This window comes from Paenibacillus oleatilyticus, from assembly GCF_018998565.1.
Lineage (GTDB): Bacteria > Bacillota > Bacilli > Paenibacillales > NBRC-103111 > Paenibacillus_G > Paenibacillus_G oleatilyticus.
This window is the reverse complement of sequence record NZ_JAHNZO010000010.1, coordinates 118,656-139,684: the sequence shown is the minus strand read 5'-3', so window position 1 is coordinate 139,684 and position 21,029 is coordinate 118,656. Positions and strand designations below refer to the sequence as shown.

Sequence of the window (21,029 nt, the reverse complement as noted above, 5' to 3'; positions counted from 1 at the left end):
ACCGGATAACAAACGCAGCTGCCTTTATTTTAATTGATAATGATTATCATTGTCTATTGAGATTAAAAAAATATCCCCGGAGGAAGCACTATGGCTTCTTCCAGGGATATCTGAGTTTCTCGATTAGCTGGCGCTCTCCAGCTTCTCCACCTGTACCCGTCCCGAGAAAAAGACGGCCCCGCCGCCCATATCCGCCAGCCGGTCCGGGGTCAGAGCATTCACCAGACGGCTGCTTCCTTCCGCATCCGCCCATAAGCCCTGGCTGACGACGGTGCCGGGAACGACGTCGTCGCCCACCGACGCGGTCAGTTCGCACGAGCCGCGCGAGTTCCATACCCGGACACGTTCGCCGCTCCGGATTCCCAAGCTCTCGGCGTCTTCCGCATGCATGTAGAGCTTCGGCTCGCCGCCTTCCAGCCGGACATGCTTTGCATTATGCGAGAACGTCGAGTTTAAGTAATTATGATTGGGCGCCGGGATAAATTGGAACGGTAACTCTTCATCCTCGTCCGTCGGTAGCGGCGTGTACGTAGGCAGGGGCGGAAGGCCTTTCAGCTCCATCGCCCTGGAATAGAGCTCGATCTTTCCGCTCGGCGTAGGCAGCTTGCCCGGAAATAGCGGCCGGACGTTGGCTCTCACGTACTGTTCCTCCAAAAGGCGCTCATACGTAATGCCTTCCAGATTCGGATTGACCGGATTGTTCAGCGCCTGCCGGATCATGTCCTCGTCCGAATCGCGCAAAGCTTCTTCCTCGAAGCCCATGCCTTGGGCCAGCAGCCGGAAGACGTCCGGATTGGACTTGCTTTCGCCGTAAGGCTCAATGGCCGGCTGTTGAATCTGGACGTAATGATGCCAGTAGGAACGGTAAATATCATGGTTCTCAAAGGAAGACGTCGCCGGAAGCACCAGATCGGCGTACCGCGCCGTCTCCGTAAGAAACAAGTCGTGTACCACCGTGAACAAATCTTCGCGCATCAGCCCTTGCCGTACTTTGCCGGCATGCGGAGCAACGACCGCCGGATTCGAATTGTACACGTACAGTGAACGGATCGGCGGATCAAGCTCCAGCAGCGCATTCCCCAGCAGATTCATATTGACGGAGCGGACCGGCTGCTTGCGCAATTGCGGACGCTGCAGGGCCGCTTTATTGAATTCCAAATAGCTGCCGTTACCTTTGATCGCCCCGCCGCCGCGATGCATCCATTGGCCTGTCAGCGCCGGAAGACAGGCGATCGTGCGAACGCACATCCCTCCGTTGTCATGGTGCTGAATCCCGTTGCCGATCCGAATGAAGGACGGAGTCGTACGACCGTATAACCGGGCAAGCTCATAAATGTCTTCCACAGACACGCCCGTAACGGAGGATACGAATTCCGGGTCATACGACTTCACATGCTGACGGAGCTTTTCGTGTCCGACCGTATACGTTTGTAAGAACGTTTCGTCCGTCAAGCCCTCTTCGAACAAAATATGCATCAGGCCAAGCGCAAGAGCGGCATCCGTTCCCGGGCGAACCGGAATGAACCAGTCCGCCCATTTGGCCGTCCGGTTGCGGTGAACGTCGATCGCCACGATACGGGCCCCGTTCTTGCGCGCCTTCTCCGCAAGCACGATTTGGTGCAGGTTGGTGCTTACCGCATTGATGCCCCACATCACAATCAGCTTGGCGTGAACCGTATCCTCCGGGGACGTTCCGTAGCTGCCGCCCATCGTATAGCGGTATCCTTCCGTTCCCGCGGCTTCGCATATCGTCTGCTCAAGCCGGCTGGCTCCCATCCGGTGAAAGAAGCGCCGGTCCATGCCTTCCGCTCCGATTCTCCCCATATTCCCGTAAAAGCTGTACGGCAGGATGCTTTCCGCCCCTTCCGTCGCGCTAAGCGTCTTCCACTTGGATACGATCGTCTCGATCGCTTCCTCCCACGAGATACGCTCGAATGCGCCATCTCCCTTCTTTCCCGTTCGTTTCATTGGATAGCGAAGACGGGCCGGGTCATACAGCCGCTCGGCCATATGGCGCACTTTATTGCATATGGCGCCCTGCGTCATCGGATGCGACGGATCTCCCTCCACCTTCACGATTCGTCCCGCTTCTTTGTGCAGCAGCAAGCCGCACTGATCGGGACAATCCAATGAGCAGACGCCCCGCACGATTTCTCTCGTTTTATCCCCTATCGAGTTCATTGCCTTGCCTCCTAGCGAATCAACTTCTTTCTTACCATTTTCTCCATTCCGCGTTCATCTCCTGCCGCATCCGGTGCAGAAGGTTTTATTAGCTCAATAATAGAACTTTTCCTTGGATCCCCGATTCCGCGGCAAGGATCGCCCTTTTGACGTCCGTCAATTCAAATTTGGCGCCGATCTGCATCATCGCCAGCTTTTTCTCCTGCACGAGACGCAGCACGTGTTCAAAAACCGCCGCCCATTCCTCCTGCGATGAATTCCGCACCCATTGCCGGAGATAGAACGGCTTGACACGGACCTGCGTTCCCCGAGCCGCTTCATGCCACAGGGCCGGAATACCTGAAAGCAGCCCGATGCTCAAGATCGTTCCGTCTGTTTTCACACAGCGCACCAGCTTTTCGCCTTCGGGTCCCCCGATACTGTCGATGGCCGCCGTGGCGCCTTGGCCTGCCGTAGCTTCTAGAATTCGCTCCCGGACGGAGTCTTCCGCCCCATTAAACACATAGGCTGCCCCAAGACGCAGCAGCTCGGAGGTATGGCGGTCGCTGCGCGTCAGCGCAATCATCCGGTATCCGAAAATAGATGACAATTGGGCAAAAATTCTCCCGATGGCGGAGCCCGCCGCATTGACAACCAACACATCCCCGTGCGTTAACCGGAGAGCCTCGCGGCAAATCAACCAAGCGGTCACCGGGTTAATGTAAAGCTGACAAGCCGTATCGTCGTCAATGTCTTCCGGGACGGGAACAGCGTACTTGGCAGAGATAGTCACATAGTCCTGCCACGTACCGTCGCCTTGCAAAGGCAGTACGCGCTTTCCTAACATTTGCTTCGGAACTCCCGGCCCTACGGCTTCTACAACCCCTACCCCCTCGTAACCCGGGACTGCGGGCAGCGTAATCCGGTGAGGATACGCCCCCCGAATCGGGATCACATCCGACGGATTGATGGTCCGTGCCCGCATTTTGACGGAGATTTCCCCCGGTCCTGGCACAACCGGCGCCTTCGTTTCGATCTGCAGCACCTCGCCAGGCTCGCCGAAACGGTAATAACGAACCACATTGGCTTCCATGAAAGCTACTACCCCTGTTCTTTTAAATACAACCTGAAATATTTTGATTGTTTTATTATAATTCCTGAAAACCATAGTCCACAAGGACATGCCGAACTGCTATCAAGGAAGAAGAGTTCTCCAGTACTCCCACGCCTTTAAATAACCCGCCAAATCTTTCGGATGGACTTTCGCACAGATGCCGATCCGGCAGTACAATTGAAAGATCGTTTCTTCGACCAGCCTTGATTGATCAATTGGTTTATGACGAAGTAGCTCGAAGGCGGCAAACAAGGTATCCAGGTTCAAATCATCCGGGGAGGAACAAAAGGCGTATGTAAAGTCATAGGTAACCGGGCCGGCCATGGGAGACGGATCGATGACGCCTATCAGCTCAAAATGATGAAATACGAAATTATGGACACCGGTATCCCCGTGTAATAAATATTTGGTTTCCACTTTCGAAATGCGTTCAATCAACGATTGAACTTTATCATAATCCCCGATGGGCAAAAGACGGCTTTCCGGATAAGCTTGAACACATCGTTCAACCAGACAAATGTTTTGCGGGCTATCGAGCTTCAACACATATTTCAGTTCGTCGTTGATGGCAAGCGTGTAGACCCGTCCATCGGTCGTTCCTTTCATCCGATGCGCAGCTTTTATCTCGCTGTCGAGTATGCGTTTTTGGCGAAGATCTTCAAGGATGTCGTGAATATCCTGCTTGAATGTCATGTTCGGGGCCCCCTGAAATTTTCCATGTGCCGATTGACAGCATGAATGACGCTGTTTAAAATGGCTCCGGTTCGAGGTATACTGGTAGAGGCAAGGCTATACGACGAAAGCGTGAACATAGCCGGTGCTTGCAGACCATCCCATTCGAACGAAGGAGCGAAATTAATGGCTATCAATGTGTATCTGAACTTCAACGGAAATTGTCGTGAAGCGGTCGAATTTTACGCGGAAGCTTTCGGAACGGAAAAACCGCAAATTATGACTTTCGGCGATGCGCCGCCTAATCCGGGGCACACGCTGCCGGAGGAAGCCAAGCACTTGGTCATGCATGCCCGCATTACCGTTAACGGGAGCGACATGATGTTTTCCGACGTTTTCCCGGGTATGCCTTTTACCGCCGGAAACAACATCAGCCTTTCCGTCATGAGCAAAAACATCGATGAAATTAAAACGTATTTCAATAAGCTCAAAGAAGGCGGCAAGGTAGGCATGGAGCTGCAAGAAACGTTCTGGAGCAAGTGCTACGGTCAATTAACCGATAAATTCGGTATCCAGTGGCAGTTCAACCACGAAGAATAGAAACGGTTCGCCCGCTCAGCCGTACAACGGCCTGCAAGCAAAAGACTCATATCCGGCATGCGCCGGTATGAGTCTTTGACTTTTACCGCTAATGAAGCCCCAACTGCCGCGCTTTCTCCGCCGCCTCAATCCGTCCGGATATCCCCAGCTTCGAGTAAATGTTGATGATGTGCGTTTTGACGGTTGCCAGCGAAATACACAGCCGTTCGCCAATCTCTTTGTTCGACGCTCCCGTTGCCAGCACTTCGAGCACTTCCCGCTCCCTGTCGGTTAAGCATTGGCCGTCGGGGGCCTCGGGCCCCCATAGCATGAACAATTCCTGTAAGAAGCGCTTCTCGGTAAGAGACAGCTCGGACGCCTGATCTTGACGCAGCAACTCGGCATATGGCCGCATGGCAGGCTCCTCCAACACAAAAAGCGACTTAATCCCGTATGACGAGGCGTAGTGAATCGCCTCCCGCGCCAGTTGAAGCTGCTGCCGCTTATCGGCACGTCCTGCCACGCCCATGATTTCAAGCTTCAGCAGCGCCGCTTCGACAATCGTCCAGTAGTCCGCCTGCTTTCTCGCTCCGGCCAAAACGTCGTCGATCTGCACCAGCGCCTTCTCCCGCAAGCCGCGGTGAGCCAAAGCTTTCGCATAGACAAGCTGCTCCTCCGTGCGCAGCGTTCCGGCCTGCCCCCCGCGTTCCGCTTCCTTCTCGAACGTTTCCAGCGCATGCGTCCGAATCTGGTCGAGCTTGATCGTGTATTTCAGGATAGCCGGCACATAGTGGGCGCTTTCGTAAATGCCCATCGCTTCAAGCCTGAGGAGAAGCTGCAGGGCCGCCTCCCGGTTACCGCGCAGCAGCTCAAGCTCCATCCGGTTATAGACGATGGCCATATCCAATGACAAATAATCGATTTTCAGCTCGGCTTCCGCCTGTCTCAGCGATTGCTCCGCTTCGTTCAGCCGCATCGTTTTCAAGTAGATCCCGGCGATGCCGATGAGCGCATTCACTTTTAGCGGCGCTACGATCGTATGTTTTTCCAACATCTGGAATACTTCATGGTAAAGCTGCTCCGCAAAGATCAACTCTCCACATTTTTCTAGTAATTGGCATTTGAGCGTAATCGTAAAAAAGTGAATGTACGGATTGTGCGCCTTCCGTTCAAGCTTAATTGCCTGGTCGAGACAGGTTAACGCTTCCTTATGCCTGTCGCGGAAGGAGCACATCATGCTGGCCGTCATGTACGCAATAGCCTTGGTGATGTCGCTGACATGCATCCCGTCAATTTCCGCGATCCAATCCAGCGGGTCCGATCTCGACATCTTGCTGTCATCCTCTATGAACAATCGGGCCATCGATAAGATCGACCAGAGGCGATCCTCCCGGGAAATGCGCCCGATGTGATTCATCATGTCGCGGCAGCGGTCCATCTCCAGATTGCACAGATGGTAAAAGAGCCTCTGGAACAGCAAGTCCCGATGCTCCAGCAGCGCATCGATCGGAAGCTCGCGCAAATGCCCCCACACCTGCACGGACGTTTCCAATAAACCGATCATGCGAATCGCTTCGTCCGTTCGGCCGGCAAGCAAAGCGTGGCGAATCGCCTCTTCGACATCGCCGATATCTTCGTATACGGCGGATGCCCGGGCATGCCAGGCTGCGCTGTTCGAGGCTTCCTCCTCCTGCCAAAGCCGCTGCAGAAACTCCCCGAACATATGATGGTACCGGTAAATTCCCTCCTCCTCGTCAATGGGGACGAGAAACAAGTGCCGGTCGGCAAGCTGCCGCAGCATAGCCTTGGAGTCTCCCGTTCCCAGCAGCCGGTCACAGATGTCAGCATTGAAATAGCGGAGGTTCGAGGTCTGAAGAAGGAACCGCTTTTCCTGTTCTTTCAGGCCGCTGACGATTTCGTTGGACAAGTAATCCACTACATACTTGTTCACCGCGCGCACCTGACCGACGGCCACCTGCCGGTTCGCTTCCAACGCCAGCGCCGTCAGCTGCAGGCCGCCGATCCATCCTTCCGTTACGCGATGCAGACGCTCCGCATCCCCCTCGGCTACGGACATTTGCAGGGTCATCTGCAAAAATCGCTTCGTTTCCTCCGGCGAGAACCGCAGCTCCTCTTCTCCGATATCGAGGCATTCTCCGGCCATCCGCAGATCGCCCAAGTACATCCAGGGCGCGCTCCGGCTCAGGAGAACGAGGTGGAAGCTCTGCGGCGCGTAGCGGAGAAAAAATTGTACCGAAGCGAGAACTCCGGTGCTGTCGATCACCTCAAAATCGTCCAGGACAAGCACCAGCGTTCCTCCATGGCTCTCCAACTGATTCACAAGCAGCACGAGGAAGCTTTCGATATCTTGACCGTGAGGCTTCGAGACGAACAGCGTTAACAGCGATTCGCCGGCCTCTCCCAGGTCCGGCTTGAGCGCCTCCAGAACGTAATACCAGAACATTTCTACCTCGTTGTTATCGGCGTTCAGCGAGATCCAACGGGCTGGAAGCTCCGGCTTTTTATTTAGAAACGCGGAAAGGAGCGACGTTTTACCGCTCCCGGCCGCTCCTTGAATTAAAGTTACTTTCGCCTCCGTCAAACGCTCCAGTTTGGCGTCCAGCGCTGTGCGCGGCACGAAGTTTCTCCGGGGCGAGGGAGGCCGCAAACGGGCGGTCAGCAGCCTTTGGTTAGAGATCATGGCGCACCACCTGTTCTAACTGGCTTTCATGTCGGAGCATCGCACCGCTCCGCGAAATTATCATAACATAAATGACCTGATATTTAGTAGCAGCCTTCGCGAACACGGCGCCGGACGACCGCGAGTCCGGCCAGAAGCAGAATAAGCGTCAAGGCGAGCACGTACCCGAGCTGAACCGCATAAGCGGATATCCCCTCGTTCCGCTCAAGACCGCTGACCAGTTCAAGGAAGCGTTTTTGCGGAAGCAGGCCGGTGATCCAATACATGGTCCCATATCCCCCCGTTCTGCTGCCGAAGCTCCCCGATAACAGCGAGGTGAGCAAAATGATCGTCGACGCCAGCGGCATGGCGTTATCCAGCTTTTCGACACAGGTCAGAAGAAACCAGGCAAAGGCAGTTCCGAGAGCTACAGGGACGGCCAAGAGTCCGGCGTACGCGGCTAGCGAGAACCCGATGTCCAACCCGAACGCCAGCTTGATCACGGCAATCGTCGCATAGGTCGGCACATACACAAACGAAAAAGTAAAGAGGGCTTGCGCGGCCATATACCGCCCGATTCCGACGGACGATACGATCACCCGCTTGAACGTGCCGCTTTCCTTGTCCTCCGTGAACAAATTCATAAACATCAGCCCTTCCAGCATCAGAAACATCAGGAGGAAGCCGGCGACATTCGTTCCGACGCCCCGCTTCGACGGGTCCGGCGGCACTTGCTTGGGATGCTGGATAGCTTGCAGCACAAGCTGCCGAAATTCCTCGCTTTTGAACGTTTCGATCCGGTACTGCCCGTTTCCCTCATCGAAGACGATGGCGTCATACTGCCCGCGTACCAAAGCCGACTTGCGGGGAACCTCCTTCAGCTCGGTCACCTGGAAACCTTGCGGCCGAACGGCTTCCGACGCCCCGTTCCCGATCCAACCCAAATGCCCCCGCACCTCGAATTTCGCGGTAAAGTAGACGGCCAGCGACAAGGCCAGCAGCGAAAACGCCAGAACGAGCAGCAGCACGCCTTTGCGGCTCCACATCCGACGAAAATTGTTCATATAAAGATCGATGAGCGTTCTCATACGTAATCCTCCGTCTTGAAGGTCAGTTTGCAGCCAAGCAGCAGCAGCGCGGTTACACCCAGCATCACCGCGGCGGCCGTCGCAAACAATGCGGGATCATGATCGTAGATGATACGGAATATCGCTTCCGATACCCATTTCACCGGGGAGAAGCAGGACGCCTTCGCTACCGTTTCGCCGAGTCCGTCCAACTGGAAAAACAAGCCGCCGAGAAGAGCAAGCACATTGTTGACCATACTTAATAATTTGTTTGATGCCTCTTCGCTTTTAAACAAACAGCACAGCCAAACGCCGAGCGCAGCCGACATGAGCATCAGCAAAAGCAACAGTACGGCCACATACCCGATGTCCGCACCGCCCAGATGAACGCCCATTCCCCAGTTCAGTACGGCCAACGTGATGAGCATAGATAGGCCGCAAAACAGGAGCGTCGCCGTCATTTTCGAGAGGTAGACGAAGGCACGCGGGATCGGCGAGTACAAAATGCGCAGATTGCTCGACTTGAGGGTCCGTTCCATAAAGCTGTTCGCGGCCGTCATCGATACGTTCACGGCCGTGTACACCATGATCGTCACGCCGTAATAATCGTAGCCGTTCATGGCTTCGCCGCTGTATGCGCCGCTGCTCAAATAACCGAGGACAAGCACAAGCACCAGCGGAAATACCGTATTGATCAACAGAAGAACCGGATTGAGCGCCAGATTGATGAAGTCCCGCTTCCAAATAACATAAAACGAATACATCTCCCAACCCCCTCCTAATCCCGCAGCTTGCGTCCGGTCATTTGCAGGAACACGGACTCCAGGCTCGCCGCAGAACTCGTCAAGTGTTGGATTTTGATGCCGCTTTGCATCAGATGGACGATGATCTGATCCAGATTGTCGATTCCGCTTACGGTCATGATGCGCAGCAAGTTGTCAACTGTTCTTACCTGCTTCACCCCGCTGATTCCGTAGAGATCGTCCGGATTCAAGCCGTCGGTCCTGTCGACGACAATTTCGTACAGCTTCTCGCTGGCCAACCGGTCCTTCAGCTCTTCCTTGGTTCCGGATGCGATGATTTCGCCATGATCGATAATCATAATGCGGGTGGAGATTTCCTCAACCTCTTCCATATAATGCGTCGTGTATAAGATCGTCGCGCCTTGCTCGCGCAGCTGACGGATCGAATCCAGAATATGGTTGCGCGATTGCGGATCGATGCCGACCGTCGGCTCATCCATGACAATCACTTCCGGTTGATGAGCGATCGCACAGGCGATGTTCAGCCGGCGCTTCATCCCGCCTGAGAATGTCTTCGGCTTGTCGTCTTTGCGGTCGGACAAGCCGACGAAAGCAAGCGCTTCTTCCGTCCGCTCCTGCAGCTCCTTTCCCCTCAGCCCATACAGCGAAGCGAAGAAGCGCACGTTCTGCTCGGCCGAGATTTCTTCGTAAATCGCCAGATCCTGCGGCACGATTCCGATACTGCGCTTCAAGCCGTTCGTCTCCTGCGCTACCGGCGTTCCGCGAAAACGGATTTCGCCCGCGTCCGCTTGCAACGCCGTCGAAAGAATATGGATCGTCGTGCTTTTGCCTGCGCCGTTCGGACCGAGAAAGCAAAGAATTTCCCCCGGGTACACGGCAAATGATATCCCTTTTAACGCTTGATGCGCCTTGAAGCGCTTGGTTAGACCGCTGACTTCGAGAATCGGTTTCGTTGTTTCCTGCATATTCCTCACTCCTTACTTCTATCTTAGAAGGAGCGGTTAAAAAGCAAATCAACCGAACGGTTGATTCGTCCGGTTGATTTGGATTTGTCTTCCCTATTCTGGAATTAACCCGCCAGCCGATGGCGATACTATGGAGCAGTCGAGAATCCGTAGCTTGAGGATAAGGAGGTCGGGCATGGCCCATATTGTCGATACGTTAATGAGGTCTACCGCGGCATTCATCGTCATGATGATCATTACCCGCATTCTTGGAAAATCGACGATTTCCCGGATGACGTATCATGATTTTGTCGCAACGATTACCTTGGGCGCTATGACCGCGAATTTATCTCTTAATACATCCATGAACGGATGGCAGGTGCTGATCGGCATCGTCACGTTCAGCGGCATTGCCTATTTGGTGATGGCTCTGGCGCTTAAGAGCCGGACGATTCGCAAATGGGTCTCCGGTCAGCCGACCGTCCTGATGGAAGACGGAAAAATTCTGAAAAGCAATATGCGCAAGCTGAAAATGACGATGGATACCTTAAATCAGGAGCTCAGGGAAAAAAATATTTTTAATATCGAAGAAGTGCAATATGCCGTGCTAGAGCTGAACGGGAAGATCACCGTGCTGCGCAAACCGGAATACCTTCCCGTGACGCGCAGAGATATGAATCTGCAGATGAACAAGCAGTCGTTTCCGGTTGAGCTTATGATGGACGGGCAGATTATTTCCAACAACCTGCATCAAAACCATATCAGCGAAGAATGGCTTGTTTCGCAAGCCAAAGCGAGGGGCCTCGCCATCGAGGACATCTGCTATGCCGTAAGAAGCACAAACGGGCAGTTGTATATCGACCGGTACGATGACCGGATACGCCAGCCCATAGACAAAGAATAACGTCTCCGGACCGGGCGTTCTCCCGTGCGTAACCGGTTCTTCCGGTGCATGGCGAATGGGATTTCGGAGCAATATAGGAAAATACTATTATCGCAACCATATCCGAGGAGGATGTCCTTCCGTGGTCTTTTCCAGCTTCGTCTTTCTTTTTGCCTTTCTTCCCCTGGTGCTTCTGCTCTATTTCTGCTCCCCGGACAAGGCCAAAAATGCCGTGCTTCTCGCGTTTTCTTTGCTGTTTTACGCTTGGGGGGAGCCGCTCTGGATTGGGGTTCTGCTTCTGAATGTGGCTGTCGGTTGGGCGGGGGGACTTCTCATCGAACGGGGCCGCCGTATGGCGAAGACCGCGCTGATCGCAGCGCTTATTTTTCAAGTCGGCGTGCTCGTTTATTTCAAATATACCGGTTTGCTTGTACAGACGCTTCAGCCTGTCCTTCCTTTTCCCGTACCGTTCCGCGATCCCGGTCTTCCTATCGGCATCTCCTTCTTCACCTTTCACCTCATCTCCTACCTGGTCGATGTGTATCGGGGAGATGCCCCGGCGCTGCGCTCCTATTCGAAGCTGCTGCTGTATATTTCACTGTTTCCCCAGCTGGTCGCCGGTCCGATTATCCGCTACGCGGACGTTCAAGAGCAGCTAAGCCGTCGCAGAATTACGCTGGAAGGGTTCAGCACCGGAATCGCGCGCTTCGTCGTCGGCTTGGGCAAAAAAGTCGTGCTGGCCAATACGCTTGCCGACATTTCCACCGTGTTCCTGGACGGGGATCTCGGCAAGCTTTCGCTGCTGGGGGCATGGCTTGGCATCGTCTTGTTCGCGCTGCAAATCTATTTCGACTTCTCCGGCTATTCGGATATGGCGATCGGCCTCGGTCGGATGTTCGGCTTCCATTTCAAGGAAAATTTCAACTACCCTTACGTCTCCCGTAGCGCAAGCGAGTTCTGGAGGCGCTGGAACATCTCGGTCGGCCGCTTTTTCCGGGATTACGTCTACATCCCGCTCGGGGGCAACCGCCGAAATCCGGCGTTCAACCTGTTTGCCGTGTGGTTTCTGACCGGGCTCTGGCACGGCGCAAGCTGGAACTATGTGCTGTTACGAACGAGTTGAGAGAATACAACTTGGCGTACGAATTCTCCGAATATATGGCCGGCTCCGTTTCGATCGGGATGGACGGCTGCGGGAATCATTATATTCTGGATATGAGAGAAGACATGAACGAGGACGAGTATCCGATCTTGGCGGCGCATTCCGGCAATCTGGGCTATGAGGATTGCAAGCAAGTTGCCCGTTCGTTCCCGGAGCTGTGCAGGGGAACCACGTCGATGGATGAGGAGTTGGATTAAGGCTCGACAATTCCGAAGCTATGGCCTGGGTTGACACCGTCTTTATTTTTGTACCCAGCCTATTTACTTATAATTCCGATTGTTATACTTTGAATAACAAATGCACGAAAGGAAGAATACCCCATGGCTAAAGTCGAAAGCTTCGAATTGGATCATACCATTGTTAAAGCGCCATACGTCCGTCTGGCCGGTACGGAGAAAAACGAAAAAGGAAGCACCATTCAGAAATATGACCTGCGTTTCCTGCAGCCGAATCAAGAGGCTCTGCCTACGGCCGCCGTACATACGCTGGAGCATTTGCTTGCCACCTATTTGCGCGACGAATTGACGGGTGTCATCGACGTCTCTCCAATGGGCTGCCGAACCGGATTTTATTTGATCCTATGGGATGAGCATGAGCCTGCGGACGTTGCCGCCGCGTTGACGAACGTGCTGAAGAAAGTCGTCGCAACGGAAACGGTGCCTGCCGTCTCCGCCTTGGAATGCGGCAATTATAAGGATCATTCGTTATTCAGTGCACAGGAATATGCCAAAATCGTACTTCAAGCCGGCATCAGCGACGATCCGTTCCGCGCTTAACAAGGGGATGCGGGGATATGCCGACCCATTGATTTTACTGGCAAGCCTTAATGCAGTCCGTTCTCCCCAGGGAGCGGGCTGCATTTTGTTCTGCCACTCTACAGGACGTCGGCCCGCTCAACGAGACAGACCCTCCGATTTGTATTGACGATTGAGAATCATTTTTGATATGATTTTTACCGATAATGATTCTCATTTTCAATAATTGGTCTCACGGAGGGAAATCATGGTTAAGAATAAACCGTTTTGGGCCGCAGGCCTCATTTATTTGCTTCTCGTTACGCTGCTCACCGCTTGCGGCGGTGCGGCAACAACTGCCGGCGATCCCGCCCCGGCCAAGCCGGCTGCCAAGGAGTCGTCCACCGAAGCTCCTGCTGCTGCAACCCGCAGCTTCTCCACGGTCAAAGGCAATATCAACATCCCGGCAAAACCTAAACGGATCGTCACGGATTTTTACGGCGGCGAGCTGCTGTCCGTAGGCGCTAACGTAGTCGGCGTCGAACCTACCACCTTCGACAATCCGTTTCTGAAGAAGCGGCTCACTGGCGCCGTCGACGTAGGCACGCCGGTGAATGTGGAGAAAACGCTGGAGCTTGCTCCTGACCTAATCGTCGTTATGTACGACAAAAACTATGAGGAGCTGTCCAAAATCGCTCCTACCCTACATATCCCTTACGGCACGACATCCAATATTTATGAAACGGTGAAACTGTTCGGCGATATTGTCGGCGAACCGCAAAAAGCGGAGCAATTTATCAAGGCATTCGACCAAAAGGCGGCGCAAGGCCGCGAGAAGCTGAAAGGGGTCATCGATCCGAACGCCACCGTCGGGCTTTACGAGCTGACCGATAAAGGCACCTTGTGGGTATTCGGAGACAACGCCGGACGGGGTGGCCAAACGGTGTATAACGCGCTGGGGCTGAAGATGCCGGACTTGGTCCGTTCGGAGATTAAAGGCAACACCGGTTCCGTGCAGCTGTCGATGGAGGTGCTGCCTAAATATGCGGCCGACTACATGTTTCTGACGACCTACGACCCCGAGAAAAAAGGCGAAGCTTTAAAGCAGCTGCAGGCTTCGTCCGTGTGGCAAGGTCTGAGTGCGGTTAAGAACAATACGCTGTTCATGAATGACTTCGATACGTTTTATCGGTACGATCCGATTGCCGTCACGGACCAGATCGACCTCTTTGTGGACATGCTGCTGACAAGAACCGCAGAGAACAAGGCGAACAAGAACTGATGTAGCCTGTTCATCGCAAAAGACCGTTTCCTTTGTCGGAACGATCTTTTGGCTTACCGCTTGAGCCCCTCCACCAATAAGGCAATGACCGTCATGGTCTCCTCCAGCGCTTGCCGCTGATCCGGCATCTGCGCAATCCAGAGCGCCGATTCGTTCAGTGCGCCCGATACAAAATGCGTCATGGCCTCGATGGATGCAGGCCGGAAGCACCCTTGCTCTTTCATCATTTGAAGCTGCCCGCGCAGCAGCCGCATCGAATGCTGCTGATCCATTTTGCGCCAGACGTCCCAGCCTAACACGGCAGGGCCATCGATCAGCAGAATCCGTTGGCTCCGGGGTTCTAACGCCGCCTTAACGAAGGCGCGGCACCCGAACAACAGCTGCTCCCACACATCGTCGCTTTGGGATGCCTCCGCCTCAACCTGCTCCGCGACCTCCTTCTGCACCGCTTCCAGAACGACGTGAAACAATCCTTTTTTATTCCCAAAATGATGGTAGAGTGCCCCCCGCGTCAGCATCGCCTCGCTTACAATCTCTTCCAGAGCGGAATCCGCATACCCTTTTTCCGTAAAGTGCCTTCTGGCAATGGCGATCAGCTTGCGAATCGTTTCGTCGGTTTCTTCTCTATTTTTTTTCACAAACAATGCTCCCTCCTTCCGGTTCGTCTGCCCGGTTAGTCGAAGTTTCTCAGCAGCTCCAATACTTCTTGGTCTCCGGATTTCGCCAGTGAACGCAACCCGTGCCGGGCGATCCAAACGACGTGCTTCCCTCCGCGGTTCAATCGATCCCGAATCCAGTTTATCGTAATCTCCCGGTGGTCTTTCGTCAAATCGTTCAAATGATTGGCGACCGATTTCCTGACGTATAAGGTAGGATCGTCTATCAGCGGCTCCAGCAGAGCCAGGTTGCACGCGGGGTCTCCCCGGAGGACTCCGATTCGTTTGGCCCAAGGAAGACGCGGACGGGTTCCCTCGCTGACAAGGCGGCGCACATGAAGGCTGGGATCATGAGTCCAGCCGTTCATCAGGCGCAAGCTATCCTCCAAATGGTGCTCCAAATAAGGGCGTATCGCGTATTCCGACGTATGTCGTTTGGTGATTTCGTAGAGCGCCTCCATAGAAAGCCCGAAATGCGGCAGCCCGTATTTTTCCACGAAATAGGCAACAGGCATTAAAAAATATCCGTTCTTAAACATGCCTTCCTCGGTTTCATTTTCCGGTCCGAGAATGTTTAACAGAATGCGCAAAGCCTCCGGATAATTCGGAGGCAATGCTTTCCGCAGCTCATCGGCTATGACCGCGACTCTGCCTTTCAGCTCCAGCGGTCCCACCTGCTCGGCCACGGAATCGGCAAAAGCTTGCGCAGGAAAGCCCGAAGCATGAGGCTGGATCAGACCGGACAGCCGATGCGCCAGCTCGGCCCCGAAGTAATGCTTCAAGGCTGCGGTTTCGCTCATGCTTCTCCTCCGTCTTCGTCATCCGCCCAAACTTTCTCGGCATATTGCGTGCTTTCCGCTTGCGAAGGCGGGATAATTTTGATCACGTCAATTAAGACGCCGTTAGGATCGCACGTTATGAAGTGCCGCTGTCCGAACTCTTCGTCCCGCAGCTCAAGCTTCAAGGGCAGCTTCTCCCCGATAATGAGCCTCCGGTATTCCGCATCGACATCGTCCACTTCAAAATTAAGAATCAAGCCCTGCACCGGTCTGCGGTAGGCCTCAGGTATCGTATGATGCGCAGCGTCCAAGATTGCCAATTCGTAGGAAGCGCTGGCCTGGGACACCCGCAAGCTCACGTACCAATCCGCTTCGTATACCGTTTCGAAACCGAAAAGTGTTTTGTAAAAAGCCGCGCTCACCGCAACCTGCTCCGTCAAAATAACCGGGTAGAAGCTGTTTGTTTTCATCGCCGTGATCCCCTTTTCTTTGGAATTAAGAATAATTATGCTAGTTGCATATTAACATACATACTGTATGTTTGTAAATGAAAAATTTCCACTTTCGACCATTGGCGACTTGAAAAACGACAGTCATGTCGTTTATAATAGCCTTGCACATAAAAACGACATTAATGTCTCTTTTATTAACAGGAGGAGCTGAGCCCCTTGTCTCCTAAAGTAAGCGATCAATATAAGAAGGACAAAAAGCACGAGCTGCTGCAAGCGGCAAGGCGCGTGTTTATCCGGGAGGGCTATACGCAGGCGACAATGCAATCGATTATGAACGAAGCCGGAGTATCCAGAGGCGCGTTGTATTCCTACTTCGACAATATCGAGCACGCGTTTATCGAAGTGCTGCAATTTGACGATCGGCAGGACATCCTCTTCTTCGAGTTGGCCGATTCCTCACCGCTATGGCCCCAGCTAACTGACTGGGTCAACCGTCAACGGCACAGCCTGAAGACAGTCGGACAAACGCTGCTGCTGGCCAAGGCGGAGTTTTTTCTGTCCCCCGGATACAGGCGGAATAAAGAAAGCTTCCCGTACATCGCGCAGCGTTACTTGCGGATCAAGGAAGCTATCGAGTCGGTCATTGTCAAAGGAACGGAGCGGGGAGAATTCCGGCCCCGCCTGTCGCCTGAAGCGATCGCCTTGTATTTCGTTTCGTTTATGGACGGCTTGATGCTGGATACGTTCCAACTCGGAGCGGAAACAACCCTTGTCGAGGAGCAGTTGCCCGTCTTCCTCTTTTCGTTGAAAGAAATGCTCTGCCCGATTGACCAGATTTAGATGTCACTATCCATCCTACCCTAAAGGAGTGCTTGCTATGTTGTTCGTATCCGACAGAATCGTCTTTAGAAAAGCTACGGCGGACGATGCGGAGCTGTATCATGCGTGGAGAAACGATCTGGAGGTGATGCGTTCGACCAGTCCTTGGCTCGATATTTACGATCTCGAAGAGACCCGGCAATTCGTGCATCAAGTCATCCTGGGCTCCCCCTCCTCCAAAAGCTACATTCTGGTTGACAAAACCTCGGAAACGCCGTTCGGGATTACTTCTTTAATCAACATCGATTCCAAAAACCGGAATGCCGAATGCATCATCGATATCGGCAACAAAGCTTATTGGGGGAAAGGCTACGGAACCGAGGCGTTAAAGCTGCTGCTTGACTATGCGTTCCTGGAGCTGAACCTGCACCGGGTCTCGTTGAGAGTATTTTCCTTCAACGATAAAGCGATCAAGCTCTATGAGAAGCTAGGCTTCCGGCGGGAAGGAATCTCCCGGCAAAGCTTGTTCAGAGAAGGCGCATGGCACGACATTATTCATATGGGGCTGCTTCAGCACGAGTACGGCAACGGCTGCCCCGATAATTTCGGAGCAGCCGTTACAAAAGCCTGATCTGGCGGGTCCATTCCCCGCATTTCATTTAATTAAGGGTCAATTCCACCCTGCGGCTGCCGTCCTTGAAGACGTAGAAACCTGGGCTCAATTCCAGTTTATCCGGCTTGGACAGCAGTCCGGGGTACCGCTCTACTTCTTTGCTCGTGCCGTTGCCGCCCGGGGGTGAAGAATTCATCTCAGGGACAACAAACTTTCCGCCCTGCTTCACGGCAGTTTGGGCGACGGCGATAAAGTCCGGATCGGTCGAGTACGATTCGACGATCAGATCCTCTCCCTTCTTGTAGTACGTAAACGTGACCGGAAACTGGTCGAGCTTCGTTTCGATTGTTCGCTTCGTTTCGGACGGAGTCTCCAGCGGAAGCCACGCTTTGGAGCGTCTGTGGATGCTTGCATCCGACAAAAGCAGCTTCATCGGCGCTTGGGACCAATCCTTGGACCATTCCGGCAGCTGAAAGCGGAGATACCAGCCGCTCTTCTCCGTAGACCATCTTCCTCCATCAATCGTTTTACCGTTCAGCACAAGCTGTATGGTATCGTAATTTACTCTCTCCAGATCCGGGGATTTGGTCTCGAATTTATTATTGTACATCAGACGAACTTCCAGCGGAGTCACGACAAGCTCCTTCAAATCCATATCCGAATCGTTAGCAACCGTCGTCGGATCAAGCGGTTTGCGGAACGTCGCTTGGCTCGCTTTTCTTCCATCGGCTTCCAATGACGTCTCCCACGTCCCTTCGAGCGTTTGTACCGTGTCCAAATAGGTGAAGTACAGCTTGGCGCTCTTCAGCTCGGAATCCGACAGACGCCATGTGTTTTGCTGGAGCAAAATCCCCGATTTCTCCGTCGGCAATGTAGCGGAATAACTCGAATCTACCCTTTTTTCTCCTACTTTAAGGAACAGCCCCGGATTCAGTTTTCCATCCTCCGGTCCGTTAATCGGAATTTCATAGCGCAGGGTCAGTACGTCGTTTTCCCTTGTAGCCGAAACGATCTGCAGCGTTCCGAAACGAGTCCGGCTATCCGCACGGTCGTTATCCTTTAACGACATTGGGCCAGCGTCAAGCTCCGTATCTTTATATTTGTAAAAAACAAGATTTTTCAGCGACAGCTTAAGCCGATCCTTCTTGTTTCCCAGTCCATTTTGCGTTTCCAGCAGGCCGACCATCCGGTTCGGCGAGTCGGCTTTGCGGGCGAGGACGTTCAGCGGCATCGTTTCGCCTCGGGAATTCGTCATCGTCTTGTACTCAAAATCAATGATGTGATAGTCCGGCAACGAAGGAACGTCTAAGGTAAACATAACATCCGTCCGGCGATCGTCCGTAACAACGCCATGGAGAGCCAAAGTCGCACCTGCCGACTTTACCGTGATGTCCAGCGGATTGCCCAAGCCGGACTCCATTGCCGTCGTAAAGCCCAGCCGGTCAAACAGCACGGGCCATCCCATCGATACGCCCGCAACGACCGGTGCGGCCACGATGACCGAGGATACCGCAATGGCTAACGGAACGAGACGTTTCCGGCTGCGGGCCAAGCTTCTGCTTCTCGGTGCTGCCGAAGCATTTTGCAGATTCGTATTCGTTTGAATTCTTTCCCACATCGCTTCGAAATCCGGAAGCTTGGGACGTTCCTTGCGCGCCAGCTCCAGCAATTGCTCTTCCGTCAGCTTATTCAAGACATTCCGCTCCTTTCAAATTTGGATTGCTCTTTCCCAGCTCTTTTCTCATCTGCCGCAGCCCTCGGTTCAATCTGGATTTTACCGTGCCCGGCGGGATATTCAGCGTCTCTGCAATTTCCTGCAAGCTCAGCTCGTGAATATACCGTAATGTCATTACCGTCCGATTCTTGACCGGCAATGACCGGAGCCACCGCTCCGTCTCCAGCTCGTTTTCCTTCCGCTCCAGCGCTTCGTCCGCCGCTTCCGTATCGCGTCTGCGCTCCAGCAGGAAATGTTTTAGCTCCTTCAGCACGCCCCGCTTCCTGCGGTCCAGATGGCTTTTGCACATGTTCACGGCGATCCGCAATAGCCATGGCTTGATCCGTTCGACGCCTTGCCGATCCGTCTGGAACGCCTTCAGGAATACCTCCTGGCAGATATCCTCCGCATCGGCGGCATTATGCAGCATATAGTGGCACAAATAGTACACGTCCCTGCGGTAAGTATCGAATAATTCCCGGTCGGTCAACTCTTGCTCCCCCCTTTCGAGTTACGCCAATAAGACAAATAACCGGGGCTTTCGGTTCGTTTTTTCGGATGAAAAAAAGACCGATCCTCCCGAATCGGTCGTGCCTGTGCCTATTCCCGCTGCTCCAGATCGTTCTTCCATTGCTCCAACTGTTCCCTCAGCTTCTCATCAATGAACGAAAGCTGCAGCCAACTGCACACCAGCGCATAAGTAAAGAAGCAGTAGCCTTCTTGCGGAATCCGCTCCATGAGCCGGAAAAACAATTCGGATACCGCTTTTTCCAGCTCGGGATCGCCTTGCGCCTCATAAGCCAATACGGCCACCGCCGCATTGACCGGCCAGTCCGATTGACCATAGCATAGAGACAGCAAGGGTTCGGATGGCTTGGACGGGCTAAGCTGCGCCATAAGGAATACCGCCGCATACTGAATGCGCTGGAGCCAGCGCCAGCTCGATACCGATTCAGACGGCTCCGGCGGATGAGTCAGGACGGCGAATAAGTCCGGCAGGTGCGCAGGGGTGAGACTTTGGGCAAGTTCGCCGGCGGTACGGTACCAATCCTCGATTTGGTACGGAGTCATCGCCAATCGGCGTACGGCATCGGCCACTTGGCCCGACGGCATGGGCATAGCCGGCTGTGCCATGAACCCTTCGTAACTCCATAACATAGCACCTTTCTCGGCGATTGGCTGCCTTGGGTCCGGCTCCGAGACGTTGTCGATGGTCAAATTCAGCTTGGGCGGATTAGCGCTTCTGCCGAATTTGTTCAAGTAGAGCTCCATCGCACGAATCGCGCTCGGCGCCTCCAGATGATTAATCGTCAGGCTGATCGTCCCGCCGCTTTCCAGATCCGGGTTTTGCTCCGCCACTTGACGCAGCACGTTGATGGTGGCTTCCTGCGGCTCCGGGATGTAATCGACAAAAGGCAGCTCGGCGATCGACAATAACGGCTTGAGCAGCTCTCTCGCTCTGCCGTTCACAGTGTTCGCCTTATAATAAGCTTCAATTTTTCCCAAGCGCTCGGCGTCTTTTTTGATCATATATTCGCAATAAAGGATGGACGGGATCGCCCATTCGTGATCGGGCTGAATATCCGCAGCCTTGTTGTAAGCTTTCAGTGCTTTTTTGTATAAGCCGTTTTCCAGATACAGATCGCCCAGATCCAGATAGCCCGCCTCCTTCCCGGGGTCGAGCCTGCCTGCTTTCTTGTAGAAGCTGGCAGCCTTGCGGATGTTGCCTTGTGCTTTGAAGCAGAGCGCCATCCCAATAGCCGTATTCCAGCATTTATTCAGTTTGTAGGCCGTTTTGGCTGCCGCAAATGCGGCCAGAACATCCTCCTGTCTCCGGTGCATCGAAGATAGCAGCCAGAACAACATATAAGTTTTGGGATGCGCCTGGCACATCTTTCGAAGCACGGACACTAAAGCGGCAAGCACCTTATGCCGTACATTTCCTTCCAATAGAT

20 protein-coding genes and 1 pseudogene are annotated in these 21,029 nt (G+C 53.8%); 8 read left to right on the top strand and 13 right to left on the bottom strand.

Annotation, left to right across the window (positions count from 1 at the left end; translation table 11 throughout):
- Positions 1-123 precede the first annotated feature (123 nt).
- The 3 genes from KQX66_RS15085 to KQX66_RS15075 form a co-directional block, all read right to left on the bottom strand.
- Positions 124-2,181, bottom strand: a complete 2,058-nt coding sequence (locus KQX66_RS15085) for a molybdopterin-containing oxidoreductase family protein (RefSeq protein WP_216793666.1) — start codon at positions 2,179-2,181, stop codon at positions 124-126.
- 88 nt (positions 2,182-2,269) lie between these two features.
- Positions 2,270-3,253 (bottom strand): zinc-dependent alcohol dehydrogenase family protein, encoded by a 984-nt coding sequence (locus tag KQX66_RS15080; RefSeq protein ID WP_253957168.1) that lies wholly within the window; start codon positions 3,251-3,253, stop codon positions 2,270-2,272.
- Positions 3,254-3,355: 102 nt separating this feature from the next.
- The gene (locus KQX66_RS15075) at positions 3,356-3,967 is read right to left on the bottom strand and encodes a phosphotransferase (RefSeq protein ID WP_216793665.1); all 612 of its coding nucleotides are present in this window, start codon (positions 3,965-3,967) and stop codon (positions 3,356-3,358) included.
- 165 nt (positions 3,968-4,132) lie between these two features.
- Between KQX66_RS15075 and KQX66_RS15070 the strand changes: the two genes are divergently transcribed.
- On the top strand, positions 4,133-4,546 hold the full coding sequence (locus KQX66_RS15070) for a VOC family protein (RefSeq protein ID WP_216793664.1): 414 nt from the start codon (positions 4,133-4,135) through the stop codon (positions 4,544-4,546).
- Positions 4,547-4,634: 88 nt separating this feature from the next.
- On the opposite strand, the gene KQX66_RS15065 is transcribed toward KQX66_RS15070, so the two are convergent.
- The 4 genes from KQX66_RS15065 to KQX66_RS15050 all read right to left on the bottom strand — a co-directional run bounded on the left by KQX66_RS15065 (position 4,635) and on the right by KQX66_RS15050 (position 10,001).
- A complete protein-coding gene (locus KQX66_RS15065; RefSeq protein ID WP_216793663.1) occupies positions 4,635-7,226 on the bottom strand; it encodes a winged helix-turn-helix domain-containing protein in 2,592 nt (863 codons plus the stop codon).
- A gap of 83 nt (positions 7,227-7,309) precedes the next feature.
- A complete protein-coding gene (locus tag KQX66_RS15060; RefSeq protein WP_216793662.1) occupies positions 7,310-8,293 on the bottom strand; it encodes an ABC transporter permease in 984 nt (327 codons plus the stop codon).
- Positions 8,290-9,036, bottom strand: coding sequence for an ABC transporter permease (locus tag KQX66_RS15055; RefSeq protein WP_216793661.1), 747 nt, complete (start codon positions 9,034-9,036; stop codon positions 8,290-8,292). Before KQX66_RS15055 ends, KQX66_RS15060 begins: the two co-directional genes overlap by 4 nt.
- 14 nt (positions 9,037-9,050) lie before the next feature.
- Positions 9,051-10,001, bottom strand: a complete 951-nt coding sequence (locus KQX66_RS15050) for an ABC transporter ATP-binding protein (protein ID WP_216793660.1) — start codon at positions 9,999-10,001, stop codon at positions 9,051-9,053.
- Between the two features lie 175 nt (positions 10,002-10,176).
- Between KQX66_RS15050 and KQX66_RS15045 the strand changes: the two genes are divergently transcribed.
- The 5 genes and pseudogenes from KQX66_RS15045 to KQX66_RS15025 all read left to right on the top strand — a co-directional run bounded on the left by KQX66_RS15045 (position 10,177) and on the right by KQX66_RS15025 (position 14,041).
- Positions 10,177-10,884, top strand: a complete 708-nt coding sequence (locus tag KQX66_RS15045; protein ID WP_216793659.1) for a DUF421 domain-containing protein — start codon at positions 10,177-10,179, stop codon at positions 10,882-10,884.
- Positions 10,885-10,939: 55 nt separating this feature from the next.
- Positions 10,940-11,986 (top strand): MBOAT family O-acyltransferase, encoded by a 1,047-nt coding sequence (locus tag KQX66_RS15040; RefSeq protein WP_306665878.1) that lies wholly within the window; start codon positions 10,940-10,942, stop codon positions 11,984-11,986.
- Positions 11,974-12,222: pseudogene (locus tag KQX66_RS15035) on the top strand (SMI1/KNR4 family protein); the annotation flags it as partial. The gene KQX66_RS15040 and the pseudogene KQX66_RS15035, both read left to right, overlap by 13 nt.
- Positions 12,223-12,345: 123 nt before the next feature.
- Positions 12,346-12,801, top strand: coding sequence for an S-ribosylhomocysteine lyase (locus tag KQX66_RS15030; protein WP_216793658.1), 456 nt, complete (start codon positions 12,346-12,348; stop codon positions 12,799-12,801).
- A 226-nt stretch (positions 12,802-13,027) separates the two neighbouring features.
- Positions 13,028-14,041, top strand: a complete 1,014-nt coding sequence (locus tag KQX66_RS15025; RefSeq protein WP_216793657.1) for an iron-hydroxamate ABC transporter substrate-binding protein — start codon at positions 13,028-13,030, stop codon at positions 14,039-14,041.
- A 53-nt stretch (positions 14,042-14,094) separates the two neighbouring features.
- Here the strand turns inward: KQX66_RS15025 and KQX66_RS15020 are convergent, their stop codons facing one another.
- From KQX66_RS15020 to KQX66_RS15010, 3 genes are read right to left on the bottom strand one after another with little or no spacing between them, the layout of a single operon-like run.
- A complete protein-coding gene (locus KQX66_RS15020) occupies positions 14,095-14,679 on the bottom strand; it encodes a TetR/AcrR family transcriptional regulator (protein WP_216793656.1) in 585 nt (194 codons plus the stop codon).
- Positions 14,680-14,714: 35 nt separating this feature from the next.
- On the bottom strand, positions 14,715-15,497 hold the full coding sequence (locus tag KQX66_RS15015) for a DNA alkylation repair protein (protein ID WP_216793655.1): 783 nt from the start codon (positions 15,495-15,497) through the stop codon (positions 14,715-14,717).
- Positions 15,494-15,946 carry a VOC family protein gene (locus KQX66_RS15010; RefSeq protein ID WP_216793654.1) on the bottom strand — a complete coding sequence of 151 codons (453 nt, stop codon included), beginning with the start codon at positions 15,944-15,946 and terminating at the stop codon, positions 15,494-15,496. The genes KQX66_RS15015 and KQX66_RS15010 overlap by 4 nt, the downstream gene beginning before the upstream one ends.
- A gap of 198 nt (positions 15,947-16,144) precedes the next feature.
- Here KQX66_RS15010 and KQX66_RS15005 point away from each other — a divergent pair, with 198 nt between their 5' ends.
- Together KQX66_RS15005 and KQX66_RS15000 are read left to right on the top strand one after the other, a co-directional pair.
- Positions 16,145-16,768, top strand: a complete 624-nt coding sequence (locus KQX66_RS15005; protein ID WP_216793653.1) for a TetR/AcrR family transcriptional regulator — start codon at positions 16,145-16,147, stop codon at positions 16,766-16,768.
- 37 nt (positions 16,769-16,805) lie between these two features.
- Entirely contained in the window at positions 16,806-17,378 is a 573-nt protein-coding gene (locus KQX66_RS15000; RefSeq protein ID WP_216793652.1) for a GNAT family N-acetyltransferase, read from the top strand.
- Positions 17,379-17,406: 28 nt separating this feature from the next.
- On the opposite strand, the gene KQX66_RS14995 is transcribed toward KQX66_RS15000, so the two are convergent.
- From KQX66_RS14995 to KQX66_RS38720, 3 genes are all read right to left on the bottom strand, one after another.
- Positions 17,407-19,053, bottom strand: a complete 1,647-nt coding sequence (locus KQX66_RS14995; protein ID WP_216793651.1) for a DUF4179 domain-containing protein — start codon at positions 19,051-19,053, stop codon at positions 17,407-17,409.
- Entirely contained in the window at positions 19,046-19,564 is a 519-nt protein-coding gene (locus KQX66_RS14990; protein ID WP_216793650.1) for an RNA polymerase sigma factor, read from the bottom strand. Before KQX66_RS14990 ends, KQX66_RS14995 begins: the two co-directional genes overlap by 8 nt.
- A 110-nt stretch (positions 19,565-19,674) precedes the next feature.
- A complete protein-coding gene (locus tag KQX66_RS38720) occupies positions 19,675-20,826 on the bottom strand; it encodes a tetratricopeptide repeat protein (RefSeq protein ID WP_438804197.1) in 1,152 nt (383 codons plus the stop codon).
- Positions 20,827-21,029: the final 203 nt, after the last annotated feature.

Excerpts from the sequence above, each read along its gene's own strand:
- KQX66_RS15085 (WP_216793666.1), bottom strand. The coding sequence starts at position 2,181 with ATGAACTCGATAGGGGATAAAACGAGAGAAATCGTGCGGGGCGTCTGC.
- KQX66_RS15080 (WP_253957168.1), bottom strand. The coding sequence starts at position 3,253 with ATGGAAGCCAATGTGGTTCGTTATTACCGTTTCGGCGAGCCTGGCGAG.
- KQX66_RS15075 (WP_216793665.1), bottom strand. The coding sequence starts at position 3,967 with ATGACATTCAAGCAGGATATTCACGACATCCTTGAAGATCTTCGCCAA.
- KQX66_RS15070 (WP_216793664.1), top strand. The coding sequence starts at position 4,133 with ATGGCTATCAATGTGTATCTGAACTTCAACGGAAATTGTCGTGAAGCG.
- KQX66_RS15065 (WP_216793663.1), bottom strand. The coding sequence starts at position 7,226 with ATGATCTCTAACCAAAGGCTGCTGACCGCCCGTTTGCGGCCTCCCTCG.
- KQX66_RS15060 (WP_216793662.1), bottom strand. The coding sequence starts at position 8,293 with ATGAGAACGCTCATCGATCTTTATATGAACAATTTTCGTCGGATGTGG.
- KQX66_RS15055 (WP_216793661.1), bottom strand. The coding sequence starts at position 9,036 with ATGTATTCGTTTTATGTTATTTGGAAGCGGGACTTCATCAATCTGGCG.
- KQX66_RS15050 (WP_216793660.1), bottom strand. The coding sequence starts at position 10,001 with ATGCAGGAAACAACGAAACCGATTCTCGAAGTCAGCGGTCTAACCAAG.
- KQX66_RS15045 (WP_216793659.1), top strand. The coding sequence starts at position 10,177 with ATGGCCCATATTGTCGATACGTTAATGAGGTCTACCGCGGCATTCATC.
- KQX66_RS15040 (WP_306665878.1), top strand. The coding sequence starts at position 10,940 with ATGGGATTTCGGAGCAATATAGGAAAATACTATTATCGCAACCATATC.
- KQX66_RS15030 (WP_216793658.1), top strand. The coding sequence starts at position 12,346 with ATGGCTAAAGTCGAAAGCTTCGAATTGGATCATACCATTGTTAAAGCG.
- KQX66_RS15025 (WP_216793657.1), top strand. The coding sequence starts at position 13,028 with ATGGTTAAGAATAAACCGTTTTGGGCCGCAGGCCTCATTTATTTGCTT.
- KQX66_RS15015 (WP_216793655.1), bottom strand. The coding sequence starts at position 15,497 with ATGAGCGAAACCGCAGCCTTGAAGCATTACTTCGGGGCCGAGCTGGCG.
- KQX66_RS15010 (WP_216793654.1), bottom strand. The coding sequence starts at position 15,946 with ATGAAAACAAACAGCTTCTACCCGGTTATTTTGACGGAGCAGGTTGCG.
- KQX66_RS15000 (WP_216793652.1), top strand. The coding sequence starts at position 16,806 with ATGTTGTTCGTATCCGACAGAATCGTCTTTAGAAAAGCTACGGCGGAC.
- KQX66_RS38720 (WP_438804197.1), bottom strand. The coding sequence starts at position 20,826 with ATGGCGCTCTGCTTCAAAGCACAAGGCAACATCCGCAAGGCTGCCAGC.